This is a genomic window from Streptomyces sp. So13.3 (assembly GCF_005860785.2).
Classification (GTDB): Bacteria; Actinomycetota; Actinomycetes; order Streptomycetales; family Streptomycetaceae; genus Actinacidiphila; species Actinacidiphila fildesensis.
Window position 1 is genome coordinate 9,117,256 of record NZ_CP048835.1, and the last position, 7,096, is coordinate 9,124,351.

General features: G+C 71.2%; 6 protein-coding genes. All 6 read left to right on the forward strand.

The features are described 5' to 3' along the window. Positions 1-125 precede the first annotated feature (125 nt). Complete coding sequence (locus tag C8250_RS40800; RefSeq protein ID WP_244809711.1) at positions 126-1,163, forward strand: iron chelate uptake ABC transporter family permease subunit; 1,038 nt, start codon at positions 126-128, stop codon at positions 1,161-1,163. Continuing rightward, positions 1,160-2,242: an iron chelate uptake ABC transporter family permease subunit gene (locus C8250_RS40805; RefSeq protein WP_244809713.1), complete on the forward strand. Its 1,083-nt coding sequence runs from the start codon at positions 1,160-1,162 to the stop codon at positions 2,240-2,242. Before C8250_RS40800 ends, C8250_RS40805 begins: the two co-directional genes overlap by 4 nt. After that, entirely contained in the window at positions 2,239-3,144 is a 906-nt protein-coding gene (locus tag C8250_RS40810) for an ABC transporter ATP-binding protein (RefSeq protein WP_138351954.1), read from the forward strand. The genes C8250_RS40805 and C8250_RS40810 overlap by 4 nt, the downstream gene beginning before the upstream one ends. 91 nt (positions 3,145-3,235) lie before the next feature. Next, complete coding sequence (locus C8250_RS40815) at positions 3,236-3,478, forward strand: MbtH family protein (RefSeq protein WP_138351953.1); 243 nt, start codon at positions 3,236-3,238, stop codon at positions 3,476-3,478. Between the two features lie 2 nt (positions 3,479-3,480). Continuing rightward, the gene (locus tag C8250_RS40820) at positions 3,481-5,217 is read left to right on the forward strand and encodes an ABC transporter ATP-binding protein (RefSeq protein WP_138351952.1); all 1,737 of its coding nucleotides are present in this window, start codon (positions 3,481-3,483) and stop codon (positions 5,215-5,217) included. Beyond that, entirely contained in the window at positions 5,214-7,082 is a 1,869-nt protein-coding gene (locus tag C8250_RS40825) for an ABC transporter ATP-binding protein (protein WP_138351951.1), read from the forward strand. Before C8250_RS40820 ends, C8250_RS40825 begins: the two co-directional genes overlap by 4 nt. The last annotated feature ends 14 nt before the right edge of the window (positions 7,083-7,096 follow it).

Below are 7,096 nucleotides of genomic sequence, written 5' to 3' on the forward strand. Positions count from 1 at the left end.
AGCCTGTCTTAACTAAGATGGGCGCCTGTCTTCGACGGCTATGCGTCTGTCCGGCTGTGTGTACCTGTGGCTTGTGAGGATGTACGGGAATGCGTGCTCGGGTGTCTGATCGGCCGCCTCGGGCGGTGAAGGCGCAGCGTTCAGCGGGGACGACCGGTATAGCCGCGTCGGACGCGCGCCGCGCGGGGTGGCTGCTGGCGTGTGTGGCGCTCCTCGCGGTGGCGTGCCTGTTGAGCATCGCGGTGGGGACACGGACGATCGGAGTGCACACCACCTGGGACGCGTTCGCCCACTACACCGGCACCGATGAGCAGACGATCGTGCGGGAACTGCGGGTTCCGCGGTTGGTGCTGGGACTGCTGACCGGGGTGGCGCTGGGGGTGTGCGGCGCGCTGATCCAGGCGGTGACGCGCAACCCGCTGGCCGACACCCAGATCCTCGGGGTCAACGCGGGCGCGGCGCTGTTCGTGGTGTTCGCCGTCGGCGTGCTCGGGCTGACCAGCATCTGGTCGTACGTCTGGTTCGCCTTCGCCGGGGTGGCTGTGGCGATGGTGGCGGTGTACGCCCTGGGGTCCATCGGGCGCGGCGGTGCCACGCCGGTGCGGCTCACCCTGGCGGGGGTCGCGCTCGGAGCGGTGATGGACGGACTCTCCGCCGGCATCCGTCTCGTACGGCCGCGGGCCTTCGACTATCTGCGGTTCTGGGACGTGGGGACGCTCGGGGGGCGTCCGATGAGCATCGCGCTGGCGGTGGCACCGTTCATCGGGGTGGGGCTGCTGCTGGCGCTGACGGTCGCGCGGTCGCTGAACGCCGTCGCGATGGGTGACGACATCGCGCGCTCGCTGGGCGCGGACATCACCCGTACCCGGGTACTCGCGGTTCTGGCGGTGATGCTGTTGGCGGGTGCGTCGACGGCTGCGGTCGGGCCGATCGGGTTCGTCGGGCTGATGGTGCCGCACGCGGTGCGCTGGCTGGTCGGCCCCGACCAGCGCTGGATCCTCGCCTTCACGGTCGTCTGCGCGCCCGTCCTGATGCTGAGCGCCGACGTCATAGGGCGGCTGGTGATCCGGCCGGCGGAACTGCAGGCCGGGATCGTCACGGCGTTCGTCGGAGCGCCGGTGCTGATCTGGATGGTCCGTCGTTCGAACGTCAGCGCGCTGTGAAGGCCCTGACGCGCCGCCAGGACGGCGCTCCCCGGGTCGACTTCGGCCACCGGGTCATGGTGCTCCGGCCGTCGGCGGCTGTCTCGGTGCGGCTGAGCGTCCGGACGACGGTGGTCTGCGCGATCCTCCTGCTGCTGACGCTGGTGGTCGGTGTGCTGGCGCTGGGTACCGGCGAATTCTCCCTCCCTCCGGACCAGGTCGTACGCGCCCTCACCGGCCAGGAATCCGGCTGGGCCCGGCTGGTGGTGGTGGAGTGGCGGCTGCCACGGGTGGTCCTGGCGCTGCTCATCGGGTCCGCGCTGGGACTCAGCGGCGCGGTGTTCCAGTCCCTGATGCGCAACCCGCTGGGCAGCCCCGACGTGATCGGTTTCAACACCGGTGCGTACACAGGCGTCCTGGTGGCCACGGCCTACGTCGGCCATGACTACGCGCAGACCTCGGTGGGCGCGCTGGTCGGCGGGCTGCTCACCGCCGCGGTGGTCTATCTGCTGGCCTACCGGCAGGGGGTGCAGGGGTTCCGTCTGATCATCGTCGGGATAGCGGTCAGCGCTGTCCTCGGCTCGGTCAACCAGTGGTTCATCATCAAGGCGGATCTGCAGACGGCCTACGCGGCAGCGTTGTGGGGCCAGGGCAGCCTCAATGACCTGAGCTGGGACCAGGTGCCACCGGTGGCGTACGCGGTCGGGGCGCTCAGTCTGCTCCTGGTGGCGATGGGCCCGTCGCTGCGGCTGCTGGAACTCGGTGACGACGCGGCCTCCGCGCTCGGGGTCCGGCGCGAGCCGGTGCGGCTGGCGTATCTGGCGGTCGGGGTGGCGCTGACCGCGGTGGCGACCGCCGCCGCCGGGCCGATCTCCTTCGTCGCGCTGGCGGCCCCGCAGATCGCGGCGCGGCTCACCCGGGCCCCGGGGATCGCGCTGGTGCCCTCCGCGGTGACCGGAGCGCTGCTGCTCCTGGTCGGGGACTTCCTCGCGGTGCGGCTGTTCGCTCCCACTCAACTGCCGGTGGGAGTGGTGACCGTGAGCTTGGGCGGCGCTTACTTCGCCTGGTTGCTCGCCAGGAACACGAGAGGCCGGAAATGAATGCCACCCCCGCACCGAGCGACACGGCGCAGAGCGATGCCGTTGAGACTACTGGGTCCGCACAGACTGAGGCCGGCCTTACGCCCGCACGACTGCACGCCCAGGGCGTGACCATCGGCTACGACCAGCGGGCCATCTGCGAGGACCTCAGTGTGGAGGTGCCCGACGGGCGATTCACGGTCATCGTCGGTCCGAACGCCTGCGGGAAGTCGACGCTGCTGCGGGCGCTGTCCCGGCTGCTGCGCCCGAGGCGCGGGCGGGTCGTGCTGGACGGCCGGGATATTCACGGCTATCCGGCCAAGGAGGTCGCCCGGCGACTGGGTCTGCTCGCCCAGTCGTCGACCGCACCCGAGGGAATCTCGGTGGCCGACCTGGTCGCCCGCGGACGTTTCCCGCACCAGAAGCTGATCCGGCAGTGGTCGGCCCACGACGAGGCCGCGGTACTCGAGGCGATGGAGGCCACCGGGGTCACCGACCTGTCCGGTCGGCTGGTCGACACTTTGTCCGGCGGGCAGCGCCAACGAGTGTGGCTGGCGATGGTCCTGGCACAGCAGACCTCGATCATGCTTCTCGACGAGCCGACGACCTTCTTGGACATCGCCCACCAGGTCGAGGTGCTGGAGCTGTGCGTACGGCTCAACCGGGAGCAGCGCGCCACGATGGTGGCGGTGCTGCACGACCTCAACCACGCCTGCCGCTACGCCGATCACCTGATCGCGATGAAGGCCGGGCGGATCGTGGCGCAGGGCGACCCCCGGGAGATCGTCACCGCGGAGCTGGTCGAGGAGGTCTTCGGGCTGCGCTGCCGCATCATCGACGACCCCGAGACGCACACCCCGCTGATCATCCCCCGGTCCGGAATCGTGACCGCACCCCGGACCGCGACCACGATCCATGGTTAGGTTAGGCTAACCTCTGCGCATCTCGCGCATCACTTACATCGTGCAGATCGCGCCTGTTCCGGGGCGCCCAGCGGCCATTTGAGGAGACCCCGTGTCCGACAACCCCTTCGACGACGACAGCGGCAGCTTCTACGTGCTGGTCAACGACGAGGAGCAGTACTCGCTGTGGCCGACCTTCAAGGAAGTCCCGCGGGGCTGGGCGATAGCCCTCGGCCAGGGACCGGGAGCCCCGCGCCAGGAGTGCCTGGACTACATCGACCGCACCTGGACGGACCTGCGTCCCCGGAGCCTGCGCGAGCGGATGACCGCCGACGCCGACTCCGTCGCGCACTGACCGTGGCCGGGCCCACGACACCACCGGCCACCGGCGGGCGCGTCCTGCGCCGGACGACGACCCGCAACGCCCGGCGGCTGACCGCCGGAACCGTACTGATCAGCCTGCACCAGGTGTGCGAGGCGCTCGTTCCGGTGCTCATCGGCGTGATCGTGGACCGCGCGATCGGGCCGGGTGACGGGACGTCACTCCTGTGGTGGCTCGCCGGGCTGGCCGGGCTGTTCACGGTGCTGACGATCGTCTACCGGTACGGGGCACGCACTCTCATGCGGGCCCTTGCCGAAGAGACGCACCTGCTGAGGCTGGAGGTCGCCGGCCGCATCATGGATCCGCGCGGCATCGAGACCGAACTGCGCGCCGGTGACCTGCTGACGATCTCCTCCAGCGACGCCGAGAAGGCATCGTACATCATCGACTACATACCCCGGGCGACCGGCGCGGTGGTGGCCACGGCGGTCTGCTCGGTGACCCTGCTGTTCATCGACGTCCCGCTCGGCATCGCCGTGCTGGTCGCGACACCGCTGGCGCTGCTGGCACTGCACCTGGCGACCCCGCGCATCACCCGCCGGGTCGCCGAGCAACAGGAGATGATGGGCACCGCCGCGTCCTTGGCGACCGACCTGGTCAGCGGGGTCCGGCCGCTGCAGGGCATCGGCGCCGAAGCCGCCGCGTCCCGGCGCTATGCGGAGGTCAGCCAGAAATCCCTGGCCGCCGCCCTGCGGGCAGCGCGCACCCAGGGCGTCTACAACGCGGTCTCGAACGCGAGCGGTTCGCTGCTCGCCTGCGGAATCGCCGTCGCTGCGGGCTGGTTCGCGCTGCGCGGGCGGATAACCATCGGCGAGTTCCTGACCATCATCGGGGTGGCGCAGTTCCTGATGGCACCGGTCGGCCTGCTCGCCGTCATCCCCGGCTGGATCGCCGAGGCCCGCGCGTCGGCAGACCGTATCGCGCGGGTGGTCTCCGCCCCCGTGCTGCACACCGACGACGGCGCCCCTGCCGGCCCGGCCGTCGCCGCCTCGCCCGGACTCGCGGTGCGCGGACTGCGCTACGGCACCCTCGACACGATCGATCTGGACGCCCGGCCCGGTGAGTTCGTCGGGATCGTGGCCCACCGCGGCACCGACGCCGACGCCCTCGTCCGGGTCCTGTCCGGGCGGGTGGTGCCGCACGAGTACGACGGCCAGGTGCTCCTCGGTGGGGAGCCGCTCGGCGGGATCAGCCTGGCCGACGCCCGGCGCACGATGCTGGTGGAACCGCACCGCACCGACCTGTTCGAGGGGACGCTCGCCGCCAACCTGACGGCGGGGGCGGACGGCGACGCCGACCCGGCGGCGGTGTCCGGCGCACTGGCCGCCGCCGCGGCCGGCGATGTGGTCTCGGCCCACCCCGAGGGCCTGGCGTACGAGGTGGTGGAGCGCGGGTCCGGTCTGTCCGGCGGACAGCGTCAACGGGTCGCCCTGGCAAGGGCGTTGCTGGCCCGCCCGCCGATCCTGGTGTTGCACGACCCGACGACCGCGGTGGACACCGTCACCGAACAGGCCATCGCCCAGGGCGTACGCGACCTGCGCCATCTCGCGGGGACGGCGGCGTTCACCACCGTGCTGGTGACCAACAGCCCGGCGATGCTGGCGGCCACCGACCGTGTCGTCGTCCTCGACGGCGGCCGGGTGGTCACCGAAGGGATCCACGCCGAACTCGGTGCCACCGATGACGACTACCGACGGGCGGTGCTCCGATGAGCCAACAGAGCGAACAGAGCCATCAGAGCGAGCAGAGCGAACAGCCGGACGAACACCTGCTGCCGATCGCGAACTCCCGTACCACCTGGCGCTGGCTGGGCGGCCGGCTCCGTGAACGCCCCGCCGCCCTCGCCCTCACCCTGCTGGTGGGGCTGCTGGGCGCGGCCGCGGCCGTCGTCCCGGCGTACGCGCTCGGCATCCTCGTCGACCGGGTGCGCGACGGGGCAGGCTCGTCGGCGATCCTAGGGATCGCGGTCACGATCGCCGCGGCGGCGCTCGTCGGTGGCGCCGCCACCGGCCTGACCTCGTATCTGGTGGCCCGACTCGGCGGACAGATCCTGGCCATGCTGCGTGAGCGCACCGTGTCCAGGGCTCTGACCCTGCCGGTCACCACCCTCGAACGGGCCGGCCGGGGCGACCTGCTGTCGCGGGTCAGCGCCGATGTCGCCGAGGTGAGCAACGCGCTCGTCGAACGGATCCCCGTCGTCATCTCCTCGACGTTGCTCGGCACCCTCACGCTGGCCGCCATGTCGAGCCTGGACTGGCGGCTCGGGCTGGCCGGCGCCGTGGCCGTACCCCTCTACGTGCTGGCGCTGCGCTGGTATCTGCCCCTGGCCATGCCCCGGTACGCCAAGCAGCGCAAGACCGTCGCGCGGTCGTCGCAGCGCCTGGTGGAGAGCATGCAGGGCCGGCGTACGGTGCACGCCTATGGGTTGCAGGATCGCCATCTGGAGAACATCGACATGGCGTCCCGGAGTTCACGGGATGTGTCGGTCTGGGTGTTCGACCTGTTCACCCGCTTCGTGGGCCGGGTCAACCGCGCCGAGTTCGGTGGTCTGTCCGTCATTCTCGTCACCGGGTTCCTGCTGGTCCGCGAGGGCACCGTGACGGTCGGTCAGGCCGCGGCCGCAGCGGTGCTGTTCCACCGGCTGTTCGAACCGATCGGCATGCTGCTCTTCGTCTTCGACGAGGTACTGGCCGCGGGGGCGAGCCTCGCCCGGCTGGTGGGTGTGGTCAAGATGCCCCCGGAGCAGGAGCGGGAGCAGGAACAGGAACAGGGACCGGGGCAAGTGTCCGGGGCCCCCGGACAGGTTCCCGCGGACGCCTCGCTCGACCTGACCGATGTGCACTTCGCCTACGCCGGCGGGGCCGATGTACTGCGGGGGATCAGCATGCGGGTACCCGCAGGGTCCCGGGTGGCGTTGGTCGGCTCGACCGGCGCGGGCAAGTCCACGCTGGCCGCCATCGTCGCCGGATCGCTGCGTCCGCGGCGCGGCACCGTGCAGTTGGGCGGAGTGTCGCCCGCCGCGCTCGGAACCGACGGGTTCCGCGGCCGGGTCGCCCTGATCACCCAGGAGATCCATGTCTTCGCCGGACCGCTCATCGAGGACCTGAGGCTGGCCAGCCCCGGCGCCACAGTTCAGCGGGCCACGGAGGCGCTGACCACGGTGGGCGCTCTGGAGTGGGCCGAGGCGCTGCCCGAGGGACTGGACACCGTGGTCGGCGAGGGCGGGCACGAGCTGACCGCCGCCCAGGCCCAGCAACTCGCACTGGCCCGGCTCGTACTGGCCGACCCGGCGGTGGCGGTGCTCGACGAGGCCACGGCCGAGGCGGGCAGCCTCGGCGCCCGGTTGCTCGAGGAGTCCGCCGCCGCGGCGACGCGCGGGCGGACCACGCTGATAGTGGCGCACCGTCTGACCCAGGCGGCGTCGGCCGGCCGGGTCGTCGTGCTCGAACACGGCCGCATCGTCGAAGAGGGGTCGCACGAGACGCTGGTCGGGGCCGGAGGCCGTTATACCCAGTTGTGGTCGGCATGGGAGTCCCGGACCCCGACTTCCCCTGATAATAAGGTTAGGCTAGCCTAAGTATTCGGCTGACC